Origin of the sequence: Lacisediminihabitans sp. H27-G8, from assembly GCF_046156175.1 — a bacterium.
In the GTDB taxonomy this organism is placed as follows: Bacteria; Actinomycetota; Actinomycetes; order Actinomycetales; family Microbacteriaceae; genus Lacisediminihabitans.
This window is the reverse complement of record NZ_JAYLVL010000007.1, coordinates 41355-59210: the sequence shown is the minus strand read 5'-3', so window position 1 is coordinate 59210 and position 17856 is coordinate 41355. Positions and strand designations below refer to the sequence as shown.

The following is a 17856-nucleotide window of genomic DNA, read 5'->3' as shown; positions in this document are numbered from 1 at the left end:
TCACGGACTGTCGAATACGACAGATCCGTGGCGTCGTGCTCCTCCGCGAGACGGGCGAAGACTCGCCTCGCTGTGTGGCGCTGCTTGCGAGGGGCATCGAGGTCCTGGCGGAGCATCTCGTCGATCGTCGCCTTGAACACGTCCAACCTCGGCGCAGTCCGGACTCTTGGTTTTCGGACGGGCGGTTCCGCCTGAGCGAGAGCCTGCCGAACTGTCGGCCGGCCGACGCCGTATCTTCGGGCTAGCTCTCTGATCGAGAGGCCCTCCACGCGCGCATCACGTCCAATCCGCGCGAATAACTCCACCCGAGACTCCATCCGAAACCTCCACCTTGAGCAACGAAAACACGTTGCAACAACGGTGAAGGTGGGTCCGGCTTAGGTTGCCTCGGACACCCCGAAACAGCCGAAGTGGGTCCGCTTAGATTGCCCTGGTGGGTCCGACTAAACCTGCCATAGCCACTCGGGGCCGGTGTTGTCGCACGATTCGATTACGGCTCCGACGCCAGCTGTGACATCCTGATCAGGTGGGATGGCATCCGCTCGTTGATCCGCCGGCTCATCGACCCGCCGGCACCCGACCCGCGGTACGTCCCCGTACTCAACAATGGCGAATATATTCCGAACTTCAGTGTCGATGCGGTGTGTAATGCGCTCATTCCGAAGCGGCGGCGTAGACGTTGGCCAGTCGTTGGATGACGCTTTGCCTTTCGAATTGCAGAGCGGGGGCGTCGAGATGAATGACGCGCAGCTCTGTCATCAAATCTGTCCAGAGTTCTGATCCGCCGGCAGTGAGCAGTTCTGCCCGCATTCGTAGACGCTCGGTGGTTGGGCGGTGGCGGATACCCCAGTCGCCGAGTTGAGCAAAAACTGGCACAAGTTGAATTGACGCTTCGGTGAGTTTGTAGGCGGCTCGCCGCCCCGGACCGGCGCCGTCACGGGTCAGCAGGCCGGCGGCCACTAGACGTTTCAGCCGATCAGCCAAAACATTGGAAGCTATCCCTTCCTCGGAACCGGCAAGAAGTTCCCTGAAGTAGAGCCGATTCCCAAACATCACGTCCCGTAGAACGAGCAAACTCCAACTGTCGCCAAATGCCTCCACCGCAGCATTTATGGGGCATCCCGAGCGCGCCGGCTTCACAAGACCACCTTTCCAAACTGGTTGCAATCTACCATCACCTGGCCGTATCGTGATCTTGCTGATTGCACATCGCAACCGGTTGAGGGAGCGATCAATGAGCCGCAGTTCAAACACGCTGCGCGTAGGGGTGGTCGCTCGTCCGCAGCTCCTCATCGAAAAGCTGGCGGAAGCTGCAAATGCTGTCGAGGCCGCTGGAATCGCAGATTTGTGGCTATGGGAAGACAGTTTTTGGAGTGGCGGCGTCGTCTTGGCCACGGCGGCTTTGTCAACGACCTCGCGGCTGCGAGTGGGGCTCGGACTGATGCCAATCCCGCTGAGAAACCCGGCGCTCGCGGCAATGGAAGTGGCGGCCCTCTCCCGTCTTCATCCGCAACGCTTTGTTCCTGCGTTCGGCCACGGTATCCGCACTTGGATGGACCAGGCCGGCGGTGCAGTGGACAGCCCGATAACGCTCATGAGGGAGTATGTAGTGGCGGTGCGTGCCCTCCTTCAAGGTGAGGAACTCACCACACGTGGGCGCTATGTGAAGTTGAACGGCGTACGACTCGCTGTGCCGCTGGATCGCCGGGAAGTGCCGCCCGTGTTGATCGGGGCGAACGGACCGAAGTCGCTGATGTTGGCAGGTGAAATTGCCGACGGGGTTCTTCTCGGGGATATTTCGACACCGGAAGCTGCGGCCAAGGCCATCGAGTTTGTTCGGCAGGGCCGCGCGCGATCGTCGCTCGAGCACCAGCCGTTCTCTGTCGTGGGTTATGTCGAACCAGGAGCAGACCCCGCCGCGCAGGCCGAGGAATATGCCGCGGCGGGCCTGAACACCCTTGTCTTCACGACATGGGAAGGCGACGCCGATCCGCGCCGATTGCTCGCCGCCGCTCAGGCGGCAATTCACGCGAAGCCCAGATCAGAAAGAGGAAACCCATCATGAATACTCGCGTCCTGTTCGTGCAAGGCGGCGGCTCTCACGCGCACCTCGAGGACCAGGGCCTGGCCGAAAACCTTCAACAATATTTGGGCCCAAGATATGACGTAACATTCCCGCAGATGCCCGACGAGAGCAACCCAAACTACGCGCGTTGGCGCGACACCATAAAAGCCTCGATCGCAGAATCAAAACAGCCCATGGCGGTTGTTGGCCATTCACTCGGCGGATACATGCTGCTCAAATACCTTGCCGAAAAAAGCCATACTGCGTCGATATTCGCGCAATGCATCATTGCGGCTCCGTTTCCGAGCGGCGACGCCGATTGGACTTTCAAAGGCTTCGAACTACCCACCCAACTCGCCGAACGGCTCGGAACCGCAGCGACGTTCCTCTACGCGAGCGAGGACGACGAGACCGTCCCATACGAACACCTCGATCTATATGCGACAGCGATACCGACCGCCACCGCTCGAACAACAACAGGAGGACACCAACTCGGAAACGACCTGCACCTCGTCGCCGAAGACATACGCCGCACTCATAACCAAAAGGTAAAATAACCGGCAGCCCCCGATTACCCGAAGCCTCCGTGCCGAGACACGAACAAGTGTCGGTCCTATCGGCGCCCACAATTCTCGTTCGCGGAATCGCGCGCCTGCAAGTGCCCGACGAGCTAGGACGCACCTCTACCGGCACGACGGCCAAGCCGTCTACATCGTTCACACTATGTGCGAGTACCGCACACAGTGTGAACGCTTTGGTGAAGACCGCTATCCGTTTTCGAAACAAGGTCGGGGGTTGATTCTCCTCACGGTGCCCGCAATAAGCCGTCCAGAGCTGTCATGAGGTGCGCAACTCGGGTCTTGCCGATCGGGGCGAGGGGGTAGCGCCCGAGCACGTCGATAACGGTTGGAGTGGCCCGGTTTCGCGCCTGCTGAATCAGCGCTCTTCCCACGAGCGGGTCGTTTCCTGCGCTCAATTCGGCGGCGTGAGCCGCGTTCGCGGCCGCGCGCAGGATGTGACCGACCTGGGTGGCTTTCGCTAGGGGATGCAGGTACGCGGCAGCCGCAGCGTCGCCGGCGGCGCCAGCAGCGTATCGGGCGGCTTCGGTTGTCCCATCTCTCGCAGCTCGATGCGCTTGCAATGCGGTGACGCGCTGCAGATTTGTTCGCGCTCCGCCGTTCGCGAAGGTCCATGCAGCTTCGATGGCTGCGCGCGGCCGGGGATCCTCAGGGTTGGCGCTTTCGAAGAGAGGCAGGACTTCTTGGGAGCACTCTGCGGCGTGGCGGGCGACAGCGCGCAGCTCATCGAGGGTCAGCTCGAAGTCTCTGGTGTGTATGTGCACGACAGCTATTCTCAGTCATCGCATGTCGGCGCCCAGGAGGGAGCGCGCCAAGGTTTGACGTTCGCAATCGGATAGTGCAGATTTTACCGGCCCCGGGACGTGCGGCGAGCTGGTCATCCTGGGCGAAGGGCGCCTGGGCTCAGGCACTGTTCATGGAGGGGAAATGCAGGCGTTCGCGAACGCCTTGCCACCGGGGCTCCACCGGGCCCGTATCAAAAGATTCTCGCCCCAACCAACGCGGTGCCCGGTCAAGTCGCACCCAACGCGAACGTGCCGGAGATCAGTTGACATAATAACTGATATCAGCCCTCGAATATCGGAAATTTCATCGGAATCGGCATCTCCTTTTTCGCGCCGTCCTACGGAGCAGTTCTGCCCAAATCTCGCCGCTATTGAGGTCGGAGTGGTTCGAGTTCGTTCGCTGGCGTGCTCGCTTAATTGAGGAACGTTCGTCCACAAACGAAGTCTTCTGTATTTCAATCTGAGCGCTCTTGCGAGGTGCTTTGTGTGCCCCGAATTGGGGTCGGCATCGAATCTCTGCAATTGTCCTCCTAAAGGGGGACATCAGGTAACGTGTCACCCACGCCGATAGAGTTTCCCGATCTGTCGGTGGGATACCCGAATGTGACGAACGCGGCTTTCCCCCGGGCATTGCGGCCGTCTCAAAACGCGTGTCTGACTGGAGTTGCCCTGAGGTCCCTTCAGAGCGATCCGGCGCAACGCCCCCGAAAGTTGCGCCGGATCGCATTCTCTTAAAACGCCCCCGTTTTGGGGTCTTTCTGCATTCATAGCCTCGCACCATACTCAAGGGCGTCAAGGCATTCGGGGGAATGTTCTTGACGCTAAGTGCTGAAATACGCGGGACGCAGCTGTGGGTTCATTCGGGTTGACCCCACAGCTGCCCCAGGAATCTTTCCTTCAGGCATAAGCACCGAAGGCGCATAGCCGTCGCGGGCCCTCGCTACCGAGAAAATAGAGCCCCCGACGAGACGGCCGAACGCAGAGGCCGGCAACACCCTGGCGTATGAGCCATCTCGCACGAGAACGGTCATCGGATACGATTTTATGCCCTCGCGAATGTGCCCTTGAGGCCACTATTCGCCCGTATCGGCCGCCCCGAAGAGGAACCACTACTGTCACGGCGACCGCGATATCGTGAACTCCCCGCCCCTCCAGCGAACACTTAAGAAACGAGTCTCGAGCGGCGCATTCCCAGGGTCTGTAACGTTTGCGGTGTTTCCAGCATTTTTGGTTAGTAGGTTTCTGCTGCCGGCCAGCGGTCGGCGAAGGTGATCGCGAATGCGTTCAGTGCTGGTTTCCACCTCACGGTCCAGCGTGTCCTACCGGCACCTGTCGGGTCAAGGGACCTCGTCACCAAGTAGAGGCATTTGAGCGCGGCGGCCTCGGTCGGGAAATGGCCCCGGGCCCGAACGGTCCGGCGGTAGCGAGCGTTCAACGACTCGATCGCGTTCGTGGAACAGATCACGGTGCGAATCTCGACGTCGTACGCAAGGAACGGTGTGAGTTCCTCCCACGCGTTCTCCCACAACCGGATGATCGCCCCGTACTCGTGACTCCATTTCTCTCTCAGCTCATCCAACGCCAGCCGGGCTGCATCAGCGTTCACGGTGGTATAGATCGGGCGGACCTCCTTCTTGAGGGCGTCCCAGTCCTTCTTCGACGCCAACCGGAACGTGTTGCGGATCAGGTGGATGATGCAGGTCTGCACCGTGGTGCGTGGCCACACGTTGCCCACCACTGCAGGCAGTCCCTTCAGGCCGTCGCAGACTAGGAAGAAGGTGTCGGTGACGCCACGGTTCTTGAAATCGGTCAGGACACTCATCCAGAACTCCGCCCCCTCTCCACCGGTCCCGGCCCACAAACCCAGAACATCCATCTCGCCTTCCATTGAAACGCCGATCGCGGCATAAATGGGCCTATTGGCGACCTGCCCGTCACGAATTTTCACCAAAATCGCATCAATGAAGATCGCCGCGTACACGCCATTCAGCGGCCTGTTCGCCCAGGACGCCATTTCCTCGGACACCTTGTCCGTGATTCTCGAGATAGTCTCCCTCGACACCTGCGCCCCATAGATGTGGGCGAAGTGCGCAGTGATCTCACCCGTCGTCAACCCGTGGGCATAGAGCGAGAGGACTATCTCGTCGACCTCATTCAGGCGGCGCTGAAGCTTCTGAACGATCACCGGCTGGAAAGTCCCATCCCGATCCCTCGGGATCTCAATCTGGACATGCCCAGTCGCTTCAGTCAAGACCGTTTTCGGCCTCGTGCCGTTTCGCACGTTCGTGGCATCCCGGATTGGATCGGCCCGGCTCTTCTCGTGGCCGAGGTGCTCCGTCATTTCCTCGTTCAGCGCGGTCTCCAGGACCGTTTTCGTGAACTGTTTCAGCAGCCCGTCGGGCCGGTCAGGGATAAACCCTGCTCGGCCGCCAACCGCACCAACTCCCTCGCTGCCGTCTCCTCCGCAGAGGGCTCCAGCTTGTTTCTCTTCACAACATCCAGTGTCGTCATCACGGCACCTTTCCCGCCAGGCTCACGCCCAACGTGTCAGGCCGGAAACACCGAATTCGAGACAGTCCCATCGTGCATTTCCCTCTCGCCCGACTTGTAGTAGAGGACTGCGAGCGTGCTCCCTGCTCGTAGCTGTTGTCCGTCCGCGAAGCTCTCAGCTCGCGATGTTCTTGTGGCCTTGTAACAGCTTGGTCAGAAGACTTTGAAGCTGTGCGATCTCGGCGGGTGTCAGGGCGGCCGAAAGCTCCGTTTGAACCAGGTCGGTCGCAGTTTGCAATTGGTCGAGGTAGGTCTGGCCGGACTCGTTCAGGGTCACGATGTTCCGACGCCGGTCGGACAGATCGGTCTCTCGACTGAGGTGGCCTGCGTCACGGAGTCGACCCACGACACCGTTGACGTCGTTGCGGTCAAGGCCCAAGTAGCGGCCGAGGTCGGCTTGACTGAGAGTGCCGTATTCGTCCAACGCGGCGAGAACGGCGAATTCCGCACGGGCGGACAAAGGCATTTGCGTTGCCGTCAGCCGAGAGCCGACCGTATTCATCTTGCTCGCCTGCCAACTAAGGAGAGAGCGCAGTCGTGCGGGAGGATCTGGTACCAATTCGTCGACCATGAACCCCATCCTAATCGTTGACACGGCCAACGAACCGGATTACGTTGGGAAAACCAACATTGACCAGACCAATGAGTCTGAATCCTGGAGAAACTAATGACTACTGTCACCACGTTCGATCTCACCGGCCACCGTGTCCTGATCCCCGGCGGTACCGGTGCCGTCGGGGAGGGTGTCGTGCGCGCCTTCCTGACCGCTGGGGCCGAGGTGATCGTGCCGACACGCTCCGAGGGCCGTTCCACCGAATTTCGTTCGCTACTCGGTGATGCGGCCGATGAGCACCTGCATCTCATCGTGCACGACTACACCACGTTCGCCGGGGCGAAGGATCTCGTCGAGCAAATCGTCCGCTTCCGCGGCGGGCTCGACTCGGTCGTCGCCCCGATCGGCGGGTGGTGGCAGGGCGGCCTCCTGACCGAGATCTCCGAGGACGACTGGGCCTCGGCATTCACGGAGCTCGCAACCACCCATCTGGCCATCCTGCGAGCAGCGCTTCCGCACCTCGCCGCCAAAGGCGCCTACACCGTCATCGTCGGAGACTCCGCGACCCGGCCGGTTCCCGGCAGTGGTCTGGTGAGCATGGAGCAGGCTGCCCTTCTGATGATGCAGCGTGTCGCCGCGGCAGAGTCCGGTGAAAGCCGGCGGGTGTTCACGTTGGTGCTCGGGCAAGTCACCAGCCGTCTGGCCGAGGGCACCGTCACCGTTGGAGATGTCGGACGGGTCGCGGTGGCGATCTCCGGAACTACCGCACCGAGCGGATCCGTCGGCGTCCATGACGCCGGCGAGGCCGAGTCGGCGATCGCTGCTCTTCGCGAAGCGGCGCGGGCATGATCCTCGTCACCACGGCCGGGAAAGTCGGTTCCGAGTCAGCTCGTCTGATGGCAGATGCGGGGCACGGAGTCCGCGTGCTTACCCGCAACCCTGATGCTCACGCTGCCCTCGCAGCGGCGGGTGTCGAGGTGGTCGAAGGGGACCTCAATAATCCGTCCTCGATCGCAAAGGCGGTCCAAGGCGTGGCGTCGATCGTGCTCGTCACCCCTCCGAACGCCCATCACGAGATCGGTGTAATAACTGCAGTCCGTGGCACCGGCATCCATGTGACGAAGGTCACCGCCGACGCGTCCGCCGATTCCCCTATCGCTCGCCGCCGCGATCACTTCCGCATCGAGCAGGCCCTGACATCCTCGGGGCTGCCGTACACACTGGTTCGCGCCAACGCCTACATGCAGAACTTCCTCGCCTTAGCGCCGGTGATAGCCCGCACGTCGACCTTCTCGTCTCCGACCGGTGACGGACGCGTGGGCATGGTCGACGCGCGGGATGTCGCAGCCATGCTCGCCACGATCGCCACGTCTCCTGCTCGCCATACCGATCGAACCTATCGGGCCAGTGGACCCGAATCGTTGTCTTACGACGACGTCGCCGTCCGGCTATCGAAAGTCCTCGGTCGAACGATCACACACGATCACATCAGCGTTCAGGACCAGGTATCGGCGATGGTCCAGATGGGCATGCCTGAAGGTGTTGCGCGCGCCAACGCTCAAGCGCTCCGGCTGTTCGCGGACGGTGACTCCGACTGGCTCAGCACCAACGTCGAAGACGTCACCGGACGCCGCGCCTCACCCTTCACCCAGTTCGCCACCGACTACCGCCTTGAATTCATCCCGAACTGAAACCCATCAAGGGCTCGCGGAGCCCTCACTGCTGACCTGCTATAAAGCGGCAACAAAAAGCCGCCACAGAGCATCAATAGTTACACGCACGGTCTCACGCCACTGGCGCGCCGCTACGCTCACAGCCTCCCGTGCCGTCTCCTCGTACTTCTTCGCGTGGGCGAACAGTCTCGCTGCGGGCTCCGGAATCTTGATCGTCACGCGCACCTCAAACGCGCTCTCGTCCACGTCGAGCCACGCGGCCGCGAGGTCGACCGTCGACCTCCCGACACCGAAATCCTTCGTTACCGGCCGCTGCGGAACGCCGTCCGCGACAAGCCTTCTGATCACCGCCCAATCTCTCAAAGTGATCCCCCATCCAATTTGTCTGGGTACCCTCATATTCAAACGTCGCTTTGGCCTCATTTTCGAACGTCGTCGACAGCCGGAAACCCCGTTAACGAGGCAGACCCCCCGCGACTGGTGACGAGTGACCCTGAAGCGGTGTGGAGATTGTTCGTCACCCTCATCGACTGCTTCGGAGTTGACTGCTTTCACTAGCAGCCCCTTCACAGAGCTTCGATGCAATTGGGTGGTTCGTTGAGGAAAATGGTGGTCATGATGCGGACTGTTGGACTTCTCGGTTTTGGTCGGATGGGCTCTCGTATTGCTCGGCGGCTCGTGAGTGGCGGATGGAACGTCACCGTGTTCGATCCGCGCGCTGGGACGCGCATGGGGGTGGAGGCTATCGGGGCGGTGTGGGCGGGTGACGCGGAAGCGCTTGGGGTGGTCTCCGATGTGGTGATGACTGTGCTGCCCGGCCCGACCGAACTGGAAGAAGCTCTGCTCGGATCCGGGTCCCCGCTCTCGTCGATGCGGCAGGGAACGTTGTGGCTCGATGCTACGAGCGGCGATCCGCGAGTCACGCAACGCCTCGTCGCGCATGCAGCGGTCAGAGGTGTCAGATGCGTATCCGCTCCCATGGGTGGGGGCCCGAGAGACGCGGAGGCAGGGTCGCTCCGTTTCTTCGTCGCCGGCAACCGAGCAAATATTGAATCCAGTCGCGATGTGCTTGATGTGCTCAGCGGACCCGATGGAATCGCTGTCGTGGGCGAGGACCCGGCCGATGCGCAGGTTGTGAAACTTCTGGCCAATCTGCTGTGGTTTGGGCAGGTCGCGGCAGTGACAGAAGCCTTGCTGCTCGGACAGTCGCTTGGCCTCGACCCAGTGACGGTGAGAAACGTCTTGTCGCGAAGTGCTGCGGCAGGCGCATTCCTAACCGATTCAACCGACGCGCTTTTCTCGGGCGACTATCTCGAGAACTTCCCGATCAGTCGCTGCCTGGAGGAATTGAGCACCGTTGCCGCTCTCGCGGAGCAAACATCAACGCCTTTCGATATTTCGACCGCGATTTCCGGCCTCTATCGGGATGCTGTCGATCAATTCGGCGACGCTGACGGCGAATTGCTGGTCGCAAAGCTATTGGAGCAACGAGCCGGTCGGCTGCTACGGCCGAGCACCGGTGTGTGAGTTGCCGTGATCCCGGACGCAGCCATGCCGGATTTACCCGATGAGGCTGACGGCGCGGGCGATGACGAGCGCCACGATGACGAATCCACCAGCGGAGTGTAGGGACATGAGCAGCTTGGCTCGCGCGGTAAGGGGCATGGTGTCGGTGGGACTAAATGCCATCGAGGTCGACAACGAAAGGTAGAAGTAGTCGGCGTAAGTTGCAGTCCAGTCCGCTGTGAGCGACGATCCGGCCGCCACCTCGACGATGGTGTCACTATCTTCATCCTGAGGAAATCTGATGCGGCCCCTGCTGCAGACCATGATCAACGCTTTGCTATCGGCTGACGCCGATGCCGTTGTCGGAGCGGAGTGGGGTGAACGCAGTCCCGACCGGGTGACCCACCGCAATGGCTATCGACACCGCAACCTCGATACTCGTGCCGGCACAATCGAGATCGCCCTTCTGAAGCTGCGCTCGGGAACGTATTTCCCGGAGTGGCTCTTAGATCGTCGGAAGCGATCCGAGGCGGCGCTGATCGCAGTGATCGCGGACCGCTACCTGGCTGGTGTTTCGACCCGCCGGATGGACAAACTCGTGAAGACTCTCGGGATCCACTCGTTGTCGAAGTCGCAGGTCTCTCGGATGGCTGCCGATCTTGATGAGAACGTCAACTAGTTCCGACACCAGTCTTTGGTCGACGCGGGGCGGTTCACCTTCGTCGCTGCGGATGCGCTCACCATGAAAGTCCGCGAGGGCGGCTGGGTGATCAACACCGTCGTGCTTGTCGCCACCGGGGTCAACGGTGACGGGCGACGAGAGGTCCTAGGACTGCAGGTCGCCACAAGTGAATCAGGGCCGGCATGGAACGCGTTCTTCGCCGACCGTGGCCCCCGCGGTCTGACCGGTGTTAAGCTGGTGACCTCCGGCGCGCACGCCGGGCTGAAAGACGCGATTGCGGCACACCTGCCCGGGGCGGCCTGGCAGGGATGCCGCACGGCTGGACGAGCAACTACTCGTGGGAATCAGAGCCATAGCTCATCGTGAACGATTATCAGCAGCGTGACAAGTCGCTAGATTATGAAATTGCCACGGCGTCGGCATCAGTGAGAGAAGGATCATCAGGCCGATTTTGCCGGCCCTCCCGGAGACCGTTTAAAGACCGATCACTGCCTCGAGGGGCGCCGCAGGGCAACGGCTAACGACACATGTCGAACACGAATGCGAATATCACATTGTCGAGCTTGACGCACGACCCAGACCAACGGCAATGTCCTTGAGTCAACTGCTGACTATTCGACAGGACGTTACTTATGGTCGACATTGGTTACGAAGCTGCCCTTGAAGGGGTATGACCGGCAGCTTCGGGTTCAGGTATGAAATGTAGGCCACCTCCGCTATTGGCGGACTCCATCAGAAGGTTGATCCATTCCCGGTTCACCAAGGGCATCCGGCTTCCGCTGAAGCGGTACATCATCGTGTTGCTGGGATGCAGCCAGATGCTGGAGCGCCCACCTCCGTCAGATAAAGGGTTAGTCCACGTGAACAGGAAGCTTTCATGGCGGCGCAGCTTCGCGGTGATGACGATCTGCAAATGAAATAGGGCACGGTCATCGAAGGTTACTTCTGCAGTCGACCGGCCGTAAACGAAGATGCCCATGCCTACCTTCTCCCGTCATCCCAAACTTTAGTTCTGGATCGTTGAGTCAGAGAGTTATCGTGATCATGACTGGGGGACGAGCGTGAGGAGCCTGCTGAACTGGTCGGGAATGTCGGCACTGCCCATGATCGCCGCTGAATGGAACCCGATGCTCTCCTGCCCGATCGACAGTTGCAATCGGCGGGAATGAATCGCGAAGAATAGGACGGGGATGAAGATGAAAAAATGCCCTCCACCGTAGTCCGATCTGTTGGCGGCGCTGGGAATGGGAAAGTTCAGGTGAACACAATCATTATCCCGCTAACGGGGCATAACCGCGGGGCGTTGCGCCCGGCGCTTGACCGATTTGAGACGCCAACATCTTTCGCTCGCTACAGTCGCGAGCGATATTTCAGGGGTGACAGAAAACCCGCGCCGGAGTACTGATAGTCCTATGGAACGTATCCACTACTCGGGCGACTCGTTTGTCACTGGTACCGAGATCGCGGCAGCAATCTTCTCCTACTCTGAAGCCCTCGCAAAGCGGGGAAGTTCAGCTACAGTGACCATTCCCGTTCGAGAGGAGGACGGGTCCATTGAGCATGCCCGCCTTCTGCTTGGCCCAGCCAGCCAGATCGTTTCCGAATCTGAGCCGAGCGACTTCGACGAATTGGAGGACGGTGAGCTGGTTGCCTCCATTAGACACGCCACTGAGCTTCTTGGTAGCAGTCAGGCTCGGTCTGTTCACCTCTCCGACGTGGATCACGAATTCAGCTGGGAGATGTGACATCCATCACGACCGACTTCACGCTTGTCAGCCAAAAGCCACTGGAATCGGACTGAACATAATTTCGCCGCGATACTTCGCTCACTCACACCAGCTTGACGGGCAGTGAGCTGCAGCAGAACATGTTCTCACCGCTTGAACTCTGAACACTCATATTGATCCAGCGGGCGATCCTGATGGCGACAGGGCATGAGGCATGGCGGCTCCAAATCGACCGAACTTCTACGACTAGAGGATAGAAATGAAGTGCAACGCTGAGGGTCGAAAGGGTTTACCCGTTGCCGAGATTGTGGTCGTGGTCCCTGCGCGAGACGAGGAGGAACTCATTGATCGGTGTCTGAGGTCAATTGTGGAATCGGCCCGTCAGGTATCGGTGATGGTACATATTTGCGTTGTCGCCGACGGATGTTTAGACCAAACTGTGCCGATAGCGCAAATGATCGCCGGCGTGAATGTGGTGGAGATTGATTCATCCAATGTAGGAACGGCTCGAGCCGCCGGAGTCGCACACGCCTTGACGTTGGTTCACTACCCACTGGACCAGGTTTGGATCGCTAATACCGATGCAGATTCGGAAGTTCCGCTCGGTTGGCTTGAAGACCACCTCCGGTTAGCTGATATCGGGGCCGACGCTGTGGTCGGTACGGTTCGCCCTGATTTCACCGATTTGACCCCGGCTCAGGTGCGCGCATGGTTGGTAACCCATCCCAGCGGGGTGGTCAACGGTCATGTTCATGGTGCGAACCTCGGGATCCGAGCTTCCGCCTATCAAAAAGCCGGAGGCTATAGAACAGTGCCAGAGCACGAAGACGCTGACCTAGTGCACCGACTTCGCAGTTTTTCAGTCACCGCCGAATGCGAGGTGCTGACTTCCGGACGCCGGTTCGGACGAACGCCTGGCGGGTACGCGCGGTACCTGCGCGAAGACCTCGAAAACGCGGCCGCCCGCCGTCAAATATCAGATCCGTCAGCCGACGCGACTTCCGCAGTTTCTCCGGGACTGGCGCCTCAATAGGCCTGACTTCATGAACCCATTCCGCGTCCACTTGACACGCCACCGCCGGAAATATGCGGACGGGAGAACACGACTTCTAACAAGGTCAAGATGGGTCTTCGTTAAGGCTCGCGTTCTTTGCGCTGTTGGATCATCCGCCGCGCCACCTCGCACTGCTTATTTCTCCGGGAAAGAACCATGATCGTCGGGATCGATATGACCTCACCACCCACATATCGAGCGCGCCTACAGCCCCTCCCCGCGGAGTTAGAAAAACCCGCCCGCGGGGGCATTAGCACTCCGGCTTGCCGAGTCCGGTTGTTTAGGCGAATCGGGAGTGGCTTCGTGGTGTCGTTGCCCCGGTGTGCGACGGTCCTCTTTCATCTCCGCCTCAAACAGATGTCTCTTCCCTCCCGCGATTTGCTCTCGAGCATGAGCTTCTTGCATCTTAAATTCTCGGTAGTAGTTGTCGTCGTAGTCTTCGATGATTTGAAAAGTCCATCGTCCTTCAATTACGTTACGTCCGACGAGTGTGCGATCGATTTCGTCAGCAATATCAGTTCGACCAGCCGCATTCAGCAGCTGCACTGCCTCGCCGAGCGCCAGGTCCCCTTTTCCGGTAAGCCGGTGAAACCCATACAACAACCCGCGAGCGTGTTCAATAACTTCCAGCGCTTCAGATAACTTGCCTAGCGCTTCAACTTCTGCATCACTCACACTCGCGGGACGCTGATGTGCGACGTCTGGCCCATCGTGAGGAACCGTAAGTTCCGACTGTTTCTCAATATCTGTCATTCTTCTTTCTCCTTCTTTTGAGCCCGTGACTACGCCGAAGGTGGGCAAGCACGGTGGTTAGAGTGTCGCCTTCCGAAACGAAACTGTCCGCCTCAACATCACTCTCCGGCACAGATGCCGCCGAATAGAGCGCATCCCACTGAACCGGGGCGTCCGAGTTGGCGCAGGGTCCTCTTTACTCCAGATGTACTCCCCCGCGACAGCGCGCGGATACGGATCGAAGAAGAACCTATTCACGATTGACCGGTTTTCATGGGCTGGACCCCGCAGGCTCGCTGGATGGTCTCCGAACCGCATTCCCGCGACGACCCTCGCGATTAAACCGTGACCAAGATGCCCGGTAAGGCATCCAAGAATGCTTCGTTTCTCACATTCGGACCCGCTGATAACGGTGACCTTGTTCAAGTTGGCAGAACTCGAATAGGTCGCATAATTTGTGAACTGGCCGGCAAATGTGACGCCCAGAGACAACGCAAAAGAAGCGTCTGACATGCGACGAGCTTACGAGCGCCGAGCGAGAATGGTCGAAAATTTTGGGCGGCCTTGACACGCTCTCGGTCTTCCACACGGTTGATCTATTGAGTGACCGTTTGACATTGTGACTCGAAAGACTCATGTCGCGCTGTGAGGGCCACCTTCCCTCGAAGCGAGTCTTCCCGTTCGAGCCCCACAAAATGGAACTCGCTGTGAAATCAAGGGGGTAGCACCGCCGGCAATCGAGGCCATTGTGGAGGGGTGGACACTTTCGCGCTGGACAAATCCTTCGCGGCAGATTGCCCTGTTCCGCGCGTCACTCACTTCGTCGCAACAGCAACGTCCTCTGTGATCGTTCGACCCCATCCATCGGCAAAGGTTCTTGCGGACGCGGACCAGTTCTCTTGGCCATCCCTTAACGGTGGGACCTCGCGCCTGTGATCGGATATTACGTGCATCATCGTGGGTCCGGGCACTTGCATAGGGCGCTCACTATCGCTTCTGCTCTCGCCATGCCGGTAACTATCCTCTCCTCACTTCCTCAGCCTGAAGCCTGGTTGGGAGAGTGGATACAGCTACCTACCGATACTGACGTCCATCCAATTGAAGCTACAGCAAACGGTGCTTTCCACTGGGTGCCTCTGGAATCCGTCGGACTGTCGTCGCGGATGAGCGCAATCTCTTCCTGGCTTGGAGCCGCTCGTCCCGAGGTTGTGGTTGTCGATGTCTCGGTAGAAATTGCTGCCCTTGTGCGACTGCACGGGATTCGCGTGGTCACATTCGCGCAACCCGGTGACCGCACGGACGAGGCCCATACGTTGGGTTATCGGCTTGCTTCCGCGATCATCGCGCCGTGGCCAAGCGATCTCCGCCCATCGGCTGTCCTCGCGCCTCTGGAGTCCGAATTCCAACATGTCGGCGCGATCAGTCGAATCCAAGTAGAAGCTGCGGTCTCCACAGACGTCGTGCGGCGCCCGAATCGGATAGCGGTGATGAATGGATCTGGAGGGCGCGGCATAAGCGCTCTGGACATGGTCGTGGAAGAAGCTCAAGCGGCGATGCCCGACGCAGAGTGGGTCCGGCTCGACGGGGAGCCTGTGAACACTGTCGAACACAACCTTCGTGAGGCGTCCGTCGTCTTCGCCCATTGCGGACAAAACGCTCTTGCTGAAATAGCGGCATGCCGGACCCCAGCAATTCTGGTGGCAGAGGACCGGCCGCACAATGAACAGCACAGCATGGCAGCGTCACTGCGCGTCAGCGAACTTCCCGTCATCGTTCTGACTCCGGGGGATGGGGTAGACCGCCGAGCAGCAATTGCGACGGCGCAGCTCCTGGACGGCGAAGGTTGGGCCCAATTCGTCGACGGAGACGCAGCACGTCGAACAGCGACCGTGATCACCAACGTCGCCGGCGCCAGTCACCTCCCCTCGCATCGGAGGGCAGTATGAACCACCACGCTCACCGAATCGGTGTGATCACGATCGTGTCCGGACGACGAGACCATCTGATTAACCAGCACCGCGGGCTGGCGCTCAGCGACACAGCACCGCACTGCTACGTGGTGGTCGCGATCGACGAGCCGCATCTCGCCGACTGGCTGGACCAGAGCCCACCCGTCGCCCAGATCAAGCACCTTAACAGCCCAGATGCTCATCTCCCCCTGGCCGCCGCACGCAACCTCGGGGCGAAACACGCCATCGACCGCGGTGCAGATTTGCTGGTCTTCCTCGACGTTGACTGTGTACCCTCTCCTTCTCTGCTAGCACGATATTCGGAAGCGGCCTACCTTTTCCCCACCGCACTACTCGGCGGTGCGGTCGGTTACCTTCCCGACAACATCAGCCCATTCTCAAAAAATCGGGACCTGCTCGCACATTTCCACAACTTCAGGCCCCGCCCGCGGGCCGGGGAGACATACCTCACCGATCCGAATCTGTTTTGGTCTCTCTCCTTCGCCCTCACCACTGCGATGTGGAAAGAAATCGGCGGATTTCATGAGGCGTATCGCGGATATGGGGGTGAGGACACTGATTTTGCGCGCACCTCGGAAAAGAGCGGAAACGAGTTTCGGATGGTCGGTGACGCAGAAGCGTTCCACCAATATCATCCCAGCCCCTCCCCACCCGTCCACCATCTCGAGGACATCCTCCGCAACGGACGCATATTCGCCGAACGGTGGGGGACCTGGCCGATGATCGGTTGGCTAGAAGAGTTTGAAAAACAAGGCCTCGTTTACCACGACGACAGCAGTGGCGACTGGCTAAAAATTGATCCCCACCCGAAAGACGCAACATGAAAATTGCCATTCTCAGCCACATGCACCACCCCATCGCGGAACCATTCGAGGGAGGCACAGAAGCTCACACCGCCATGCTTGCCAACGCTCTGGTCGAACGTGGACACGACGTGACTTTGTTCGCGAAGGAAGGATCAGTCACCTCCGCCACTATGTATTCGCTGGTACCGAAAGATTTCGAATTCATACGTAAAGCGACACCGCTGGTGCGTATCCAGCAGGCGGGATTTCTGGCTGAGGCGGTGGATCACAGCATCAATATCATCCACTCATCCGGATTCGACGTCGTTGTGAACAACTCGCTCAGTTCACTGCCCTACATCTCTATGCGCGACCTTCCCATGCTGACAATCCTGCACACTCCACCCACTCTTTCCGACGTAACCGCGATCGTGAGCGACCCCGACTGGGTGCCCAGTCCCCTACACGAATATGTGAGCGTCTCCGCGACGAACGCGGAAGCGTGGCGCGCACTCCTCCCCCGCGTTGGCGTTGTGAGAAACGGCATCCATCTGAATCAATGGTCCTCGCCAGTCCGACCGACCCCGGGCCTTGCGGTGTGGGCGGCTCGAATCACTCCAGAAAAGGGATTGCACCTGGCAATCGACGCCGCTCGTCTTGCCGGTCTCGATATAGAGTTCGCCGGTCCGATCTCGCACAGCGACTACTTCGATGCCGAAGTCCGTCCTCGCCTAAACCAACATGTCCGCTACCGCGGACATCTTTCCCACGCCGACTTGCGCGGACTATTTGCGTCCGGATCAGTATTCATCGCCTCTCCCACTTGGGCAGAGCCATTTGGACTGACGGTAGTGGAAGCTTTAGCAAGCGGTACACCGGTCGCCGGTCTCCCCAACGGTGCATTGCCCGAACTCATCGAGCCGGGGGCCGGCGTGATCGCAACCACAACCACCGCCCCAGCTCTCGCTGAAGCGATCCGGATTGCTATAACTCGCGACCGTACACAAGTAGTCCGCTCTTCAACGCGATTCTCGTTCGACACGATGATTGACCGCTACGAAGAAATATTGGAATGTCTCGCCGAAAAGGTCCCCACACACCGTGAAGACGATCAAATGTCCGTCGGCTAGCTCCGCTAATCGAGCCGGACGACGCGCGCCGGGAAGATCGGACGCGCGCAAAGCTTGACTATCCAA

The 17856-nt window shown here is 59.7% G+C and carries 17 protein-coding genes and 3 pseudogenes; 11 read left to right on the top strand and 9 right to left on the bottom strand.

Annotated features, from left to right (window positions below; genetic code table 11):
* Positions 1–317 (bottom strand): annotated as a pseudogene (locus VLI63_RS17135) (IS21 family transposase); the annotation flags it as partial.
* A gap of 337 nt (positions 318–654) precedes the next feature.
* A complete protein-coding gene (locus tag VLI63_RS17130; protein ID WP_409158063.1) occupies positions 655–1140 on the bottom strand; it encodes a winged helix-turn-helix transcriptional regulator in 486 nt (161 codons plus the stop codon).
* 94 nt (positions 1141–1234) lie between these two features.
* Here VLI63_RS17130 and VLI63_RS17125 point away from each other — a divergent pair, with 94 nt between their 5' ends.
* Positions 1235–2065: an LLM class flavin-dependent oxidoreductase gene (locus tag VLI63_RS17125; RefSeq protein WP_409158062.1), complete on the top strand. Its 831-nt coding sequence runs from the start codon at positions 1235–1237 to the stop codon at positions 2063–2065.
* Entirely contained in the window at positions 2062–2622 is a 561-nt protein-coding gene (locus VLI63_RS17120) for an alpha/beta fold hydrolase (RefSeq protein WP_409158061.1), read from the top strand. The genes VLI63_RS17125 and VLI63_RS17120 overlap by 4 nt, the downstream gene beginning before the upstream one ends.
* A gap of 248 nt (positions 2623–2870) precedes the next feature.
* On the opposite strand, the gene VLI63_RS17115 is transcribed toward VLI63_RS17120, so the two are convergent.
* The 3 genes and pseudogenes from VLI63_RS17115 to VLI63_RS17105 form a co-directional block, all read right to left on the bottom strand.
* Positions 2871–3407 carry a putative immunity protein gene (locus tag VLI63_RS17115; protein WP_409158060.1) on the bottom strand — a complete coding sequence of 179 codons (537 nt, stop codon included), beginning with the start codon at positions 3405–3407 and terminating at the stop codon, positions 2871–2873.
* 1252 nt (positions 3408–4659) lie between these two features.
* Positions 4660–5939, bottom strand: a pseudogene (locus VLI63_RS17110) (IS256 family transposase).
* A gap of 154 nt (positions 5940–6093) precedes the next feature.
* Complete coding sequence (locus VLI63_RS17105; RefSeq protein ID WP_409158059.1) at positions 6094–6549, bottom strand: MarR family winged helix-turn-helix transcriptional regulator; 456 nt, start codon at positions 6547–6549, stop codon at positions 6094–6096.
* A 96-nt stretch (positions 6550–6645) separates the two neighbouring features.
* On the opposite strand from VLI63_RS17105, the gene VLI63_RS17100 reads away from it, so the two are divergent.
* Both VLI63_RS17100 and VLI63_RS17095 read left to right on the top strand, forming a co-directional pair.
* Positions 6646–7380 (top strand): SDR family oxidoreductase, encoded by a 735-nt coding sequence (locus VLI63_RS17100; RefSeq protein ID WP_409158058.1) that lies wholly within the window; start codon positions 6646–6648, stop codon positions 7378–7380.
* Entirely contained in the window at positions 7377–8222 is an 846-nt protein-coding gene (locus VLI63_RS17095; RefSeq protein WP_409158057.1) for an NmrA family NAD(P)-binding protein, read from the top strand. The genes VLI63_RS17100 and VLI63_RS17095 overlap by 4 nt, the downstream gene beginning before the upstream one ends.
* A gap of 39 nt (positions 8223–8261) precedes the next feature.
* Here the strand turns inward: VLI63_RS17095 and VLI63_RS17090 are convergent, their stop codons facing one another.
* Complete coding sequence (locus tag VLI63_RS17090; protein ID WP_409158056.1) at positions 8262–8552, bottom strand: hypothetical protein; 291 nt, start codon at positions 8550–8552, stop codon at positions 8262–8264.
* Between the two features lie 258 nt (positions 8553–8810).
* On the opposite strand from VLI63_RS17090, the gene VLI63_RS17085 reads away from it, so the two are divergent.
* The gene (locus VLI63_RS17085; protein ID WP_409158055.1) at positions 8811–9731 is read left to right on the top strand and encodes an NAD(P)-dependent oxidoreductase; all 921 of its coding nucleotides are present in this window, start codon (positions 8811–8813) and stop codon (positions 9729–9731) included.
* Positions 9732–9764: 33 nt separating this feature from the next.
* Here the strand turns inward: VLI63_RS17085 and VLI63_RS17080 are convergent, their stop codons facing one another.
* Entirely contained in the window at positions 9765–9971 is a 207-nt protein-coding gene (locus VLI63_RS17080) for a hypothetical protein (RefSeq protein ID WP_409158054.1), read from the bottom strand.
* A 34-nt stretch (positions 9972–10005) separates the two neighbouring features.
* Here VLI63_RS17080 and VLI63_RS17075 point away from each other — a divergent pair.
* Positions 10006–10734, top strand: a pseudogene (locus tag VLI63_RS17075) (IS256 family transposase); the annotation flags it as partial.
* A 304-nt stretch (positions 10735–11038) separates the two neighbouring features.
* Here VLI63_RS17075 and VLI63_RS17070 read toward each other — a convergent pair.
* Positions 11039–11371 (bottom strand): ATP-dependent DNA ligase, encoded by a 333-nt coding sequence (locus VLI63_RS17070; protein WP_409158053.1) that lies wholly within the window; start codon positions 11369–11371, stop codon positions 11039–11041.
* A 433-nt stretch (positions 11372–11804) separates the two neighbouring features.
* Here VLI63_RS17070 and VLI63_RS17065 point away from each other — a divergent pair, with 433 nt between their 5' ends.
* Together VLI63_RS17065 and VLI63_RS17060 are read left to right on the top strand one after the other, a co-directional pair.
* On the top strand, positions 11805–12137 hold the full coding sequence (locus VLI63_RS17065; protein ID WP_409158052.1) for a hypothetical protein: 333 nt from the start codon (positions 11805–11807) through the stop codon (positions 12135–12137).
* Between the two features lie 241 nt (positions 12138–12378).
* Positions 12379–13152 (top strand): glycosyltransferase, encoded by a 774-nt coding sequence (locus VLI63_RS17060; RefSeq protein WP_409158051.1) that lies wholly within the window; start codon positions 12379–12381, stop codon positions 13150–13152.
* A 246-nt stretch (positions 13153–13398) separates the two neighbouring features.
* On the opposite strand, the gene VLI63_RS17055 is transcribed toward VLI63_RS17060, so the two are convergent.
* Complete coding sequence (locus tag VLI63_RS17055) at positions 13399–13926, bottom strand: hypothetical protein (RefSeq protein ID WP_409158050.1); 528 nt, start codon at positions 13924–13926, stop codon at positions 13399–13401.
* 986 nt (positions 13927–14912) lie between these two features.
* On the opposite strand from VLI63_RS17055, the gene VLI63_RS17050 reads away from it, so the two are divergent.
* Genes VLI63_RS17050 through VLI63_RS17040 form a run of 3 tightly spaced genes read left to right on the top strand, consistent with a single transcriptional unit; the run spans position 14913 to position 17790 of the window.
* A complete protein-coding gene (locus tag VLI63_RS17050; RefSeq protein ID WP_409158049.1) occupies positions 14913–15851 on the top strand; it encodes a hypothetical protein in 939 nt (312 codons plus the stop codon).
* A 23-nt stretch (positions 15852–15874) separates the two neighbouring features.
* Positions 15875–16699: a glycosyltransferase family 2 protein gene (locus VLI63_RS17045; RefSeq protein ID WP_409158048.1), complete on the top strand. Its 825-nt coding sequence runs from the start codon at positions 15875–15877 to the stop codon at positions 16697–16699.
* Positions 16696–17790, top strand: a complete 1095-nt coding sequence (locus VLI63_RS17040) for a glycosyltransferase (RefSeq protein WP_409158047.1) — start codon at positions 16696–16698, stop codon at positions 17788–17790. The genes VLI63_RS17045 and VLI63_RS17040 overlap by 4 nt, the downstream gene beginning before the upstream one ends.
* The last annotated feature ends 66 nt before the right edge of the window (positions 17791–17856 follow it).

What these genes read in the sequence shown, in the direction of transcription:
- VLI63_RS17125 (WP_409158062.1), top strand. Translation starts at nt 1,235, where the DNA reads ATGAGCCGCAGTTCAAACACGCTGCGCGTAGGGGTGGTCGCTCGTCCG.
- VLI63_RS17120 (WP_409158061.1), top strand. Translation starts at nt 2,062, where the DNA reads ATGAATACTCGCGTCCTGTTCGTGCAAGGCGGCGGCTCTCACGCGCAC.
- VLI63_RS17105 (WP_409158059.1), bottom strand. Translation starts at nt 6,549, where the DNA reads ATGGTCGACGAATTGGTACCAGATCCTCCCGCACGACTGCGCTCTCTC.
- VLI63_RS17100 (WP_409158058.1), top strand. Translation starts at nt 6,646, where the DNA reads ATGACTACTGTCACCACGTTCGATCTCACCGGCCACCGTGTCCTGATC.
- VLI63_RS17095 (WP_409158057.1), top strand. Translation starts at nt 7,377, where the DNA reads ATGATCCTCGTCACCACGGCCGGGAAAGTCGGTTCCGAGTCAGCTCGT.
- VLI63_RS17085 (WP_409158055.1), top strand. Translation starts at nt 8,811, where the DNA reads ATGGTGGTCATGATGCGGACTGTTGGACTTCTCGGTTTTGGTCGGATG.
- VLI63_RS17070 (WP_409158053.1), bottom strand. Translation starts at nt 11,371, where the DNA reads ATGGGCATCTTCGTTTACGGCCGGTCGACTGCAGAAGTAACCTTCGAT.
- VLI63_RS17065 (WP_409158052.1), top strand. Translation starts at nt 11,805, where the DNA reads ATGGAACGTATCCACTACTCGGGCGACTCGTTTGTCACTGGTACCGAG.
- VLI63_RS17060 (WP_409158051.1), top strand. Translation starts at nt 12,379, where the DNA reads ATGAAGTGCAACGCTGAGGGTCGAAAGGGTTTACCCGTTGCCGAGATT.
- VLI63_RS17055 (WP_409158050.1), bottom strand. Translation starts at nt 13,926, where the DNA reads ATGACAGATATTGAGAAACAGTCGGAACTTACGGTTCCTCACGATGGG.
- VLI63_RS17050 (WP_409158049.1), top strand. Translation starts at nt 14,913, where the DNA reads ATGCCGGTAACTATCCTCTCCTCACTTCCTCAGCCTGAAGCCTGGTTG.
- VLI63_RS17040 (WP_409158047.1), top strand. Translation starts at nt 16,696, where the DNA reads ATGAAAATTGCCATTCTCAGCCACATGCACCACCCCATCGCGGAACCA.